Origin of the sequence: Methanospirillum sp., from assembly GCF_028679455.1 — an archaeon.
Taxonomy (GTDB): Archaea; Halobacteriota; Methanomicrobia; order Methanomicrobiales; family Methanospirillaceae; genus Methanospirillum.
The window spans coordinates 1-3,749 of the sequence record NZ_JAJRBM010000036.1 but is presented as its reverse complement, the minus strand read 5'-3'; the positions used below and the strand labels follow the sequence as shown (position 1 = coordinate 3,749).

Below are 3,749 nucleotides of genomic sequence, written 5' to 3'. Positions count from 1 at the left end.
GATTGAACCAATAAGATAGATTCATCGGGGGCATTGATAAGAGCCCATGCATTTTCCTCACTCTCCAGCAGAGCCCTCTCATTCAGCTTGCGGTCAGTGATATCTGTTGCTATTTTAAGTATAGCTATTCTCCCGTTTGTCCAGCAGATTGCTCGGTCCCTGTTTTCAAACCATCTCTTCAGATCCCCATCGTAATACTCCCAAATGTGTACCCCGGTTGGAACGGATTTGTTCATCAGATGATGATTTTGACAAAATGAACACGGTTTATCCAATCCATTGTGAATCGCTTTAAAACATTTTTTCCCGATGACATCCCCATACATCCGCCTTCCAACATTATTGAGATAAAGAAGATCATGGGTTTCTATATCTGTGACATAGATTAATGCATCAATACTGTCGAGGATAATATAGAGTTGGGCCTGAATCTCTTCAATAAATATACCCTCTTTATGTATCGGAAGATTTTTTCTGGAATTATTCTGCTGAAAAGATTTGCAGGGGTCAAAGGTATGAGTTGAGGGGACTGGGTAAAATTCATTAACAAAATCTCCATGCTTACGTAAATACTCCAGAATTTTAACCGAACGAACCCATTCACTATCAAGGTTGGAGACCATCTCATCGATGTGCTTAATTTGTGACTGAATGTTCTCAATTATCTCTGGATTCCCGGTCTGATCGGCGTATAATAATATTATCGTGAGTGGATTTCTTATCCCATCGTTCAGGATAGCTAGTTTAGCGATATTTTCCTGAATTTGTAACGCTGCAGCCCCTTTTTCAGACTCCAGAAGTAATTCGTTCGTGACATCTCGTCCCTGGGCGATGGTGGCAACCGGAGTACTCCCATCAGGGCCATATATGGTTGACGAGTTCCATATGACTGATTTTCTCGAACCGTCAAGATGCTGAATATCAATCTTCAATGTATCCCATCTGACTCCCTCAAGTGTCGTACGGATGAGTCGCATCGAAGCTTCAATCTGTTCTGGAGGAAAGAGCATGCTAATCGGTTTCTTTACCACATCCTGTTCCAGTCGTCCTATCAATAATTCACATGAATGATTCAGTCTTGTGATCATTAAGGAGGGGTCCCAAACAATGATGGGAACATTTGCATTAGATATCAGGTTGTCAAGGTAGGCATTTGTCTCGCGAAGATGAATCTCATATCGTTTTCTTTCGGATGCATCCTGAATCAGGGCTACAATTTTGCTATTTTGTATCGAATATACTGTAACCTCAAAATATTTCCCGATATCGTGGTGAAAGTTTTCCAGATGGGTAGTCTTTCCTGTAAGAACTACACGGCCGTAGTTCTCTATCCAGTATGGTTCAGTGGCAGGAAAAACCTCTAAAATAGTTTTTCCTATCAAATTATTGGCATCCACTCCGGTAATTTTTTCAAAGGCAGGATTTACATCAAGAAACAGGTAGTCAATAGGAATCCTGTTCTCATCATAAACAATCTCATGTAGGGCAATTCCTGCTTCGCTTGCTTCAAAGAGTTGTTGATATTTCAGCTCCCGCTCTTTTATTTCGATATGCGCAGCATAGATCTCATTCAACTGTTCCTTCAGTTCCTCTTCTGCTCCGGATAATTCCTCAAGGGATGCCTGTAGTTCATCATTTTTGTGGGCAACTTCAATTTCAGCCTTCCTGCGTGAGGAGATATCCTCAATAGTGCCTTCATACCAGAGAATATCACCATCAGCATCCCTGATTCCCTTTGCGTTGATAGATATCCAGATCGTATCCCCGCTCCGATGCAGAATTTCTGTCTCAAATCCTCTGATCTCTCCCGCAGTGCTCAGTAATTTGTATATCGTCTGCCTATCTTCAGGCCTGACATAAAGTTGGGTTTGAATATTATTGATATCCTGCATCATTTCTGCAGGTGAATTATATCCGGCTATATGAGCAAAAGCTGGGTTCATATCGAGATACTGACCTTCCGGAGTTGATCTGAAAATTCCGAGGATGGCATCGTTGAAGAGGGTCCGGTATTTTGTTTCACTTTCTATGAGTGCGATTTCATTCAGTTTCGCTCTGGTAACATCACGCATTGATACCTGTGCACCGGTCAGAACCCCATCCCGGATTACTGGAACCGCACTCATCGCAACATATGCAGCGGTTCCCTCTTTTTTGGTGATCCTGATCTCAATCGATTCAATCGGTTCTCCGTCCATCGCGGACTGTACAATCTCCTTGAATTTGGTGGTATTCGGTGAAAATATGGTGGAAACAGCAAGTTCTGGGGATTGTTCTCTCAATTCTTCGGGAGTATATCCGATGATTGTCAGTGAAGACGGTGAGGCATAGGTTACCCTAAATGTGGTATCGAGGATTAAAATCAGGTCAGAAGAACGTTCAGCCATGTTTCTGAAGCGTTCTTCACTCATTGCAAGAGTCCGCTCCTTTTTTACGAGTTCAATATAATTTTGTCTGAGTTCCTCTTCAGTCGATGCAAGTTCTTCATATGCTGCGGAGAGATCATCAGCCATCTTCCGGATCTCCATCTCAGCCATTTTTTGATTCTGTATCGGATGGATCGTGACGATAATTCCATCGATACCTGCAAACCCAATCCGGTTGAGTGCGATGGATTCGACATAAAGATATGTCCCGTCTGCTCTGCGAATTCGGTACTCAGTAGGTATGTGAGTGTTTTGCTCAAGACATACGTCACGAAAATCTGATTGTACCCGTAACTGATCTTCAGGGTGGATATAGTCAAATCCTTTCGATCCGATGAGAAACCCCTCTGGGTATCCAAGGATAATTGATGAGGAAGGGGAGTCAAAAATGATAACCCCATCTTTGTCCAGAATTCTGATTATGTCTGAAGAATTCTGAATGAGTGATCGAAACCGCAATTCACTCTCCTGAAGGGCCACTTCTGATTTGGTTCGTTTTGTGATATCCAGAATAATCGCTACAAATACCGGCGTGTCTCCGCTCAAGGAGAACTGCAGATGAACTTCAACTGGATAGAGTGTTTTGTTCTTTCGCTGATGCACGGTAAAAAAAACTACTTCTTCAGTATCTCCACTCCTTAGTGGGGTAATCAGGGCTTCAAACGACTCAAGGGTTAATTCGGGTTTGAGATCTAAAGGGGTCAAACTATGGAGTTCGTCAAGGGTATAACCGAGGTTTCTCCTGGCTCCCTGGTTGGCGTTAATGAACTTGAGAGAGACTGCATCAAAGATATAGATCTCATTAACCGACTTCTCAAGAATAGATCCGAACCAGTTTTTCTCCTCCTCAATTTTTCTGAAACCTGAAAGATCCCTGATAGATTCAATCGCTCCGGTGATTGTTCCGGCCTGGTTATAGAGAGGACATGCGTTAATGAGTACCGGGATTAGTTCTCTCTTCGGGAGAGGAAGCATAGTCTCTGCAGTAATAGAAGTACCTGTCCGGTACATATTCGGATAAAACTGCTCAATGGTTTCGTCAGGTTCTTTAATAAGATCGATGAGCACCGGGCGGGGATCACCATAAAACCGAATTGCGTATGCATGTTCTCCTTTTCCCATCATCTCTGAGGAAGGAATGCCGGTTAATTTTTCAATTGCCCGGTTCCATGCGATGATCCTGCCGTTGATGTCAATGGCAAAAGTTGAATCAGGAAGGAAATCAATGATGTCAGCGAGTTCTTTCCTGGAGTCCTGAAGAGCCTGCTCTGCCTGTTTTTTTCCTATTGCCTGCCTGATTTTATGTGATAACTCTGTAAACTG

Annotated in this window: 1 protein-coding gene; it reads right to left on the bottom strand. The window is 42.9% G+C overall.

The genetic code is table 11. The features are described from left to right. Positions 1-3,749: PAS domain S-box protein (locus tag LUQ50_RS01010; protein WP_300034835.1), on the bottom strand; the 3,749-nt coding region annotated here is incomplete at both ends.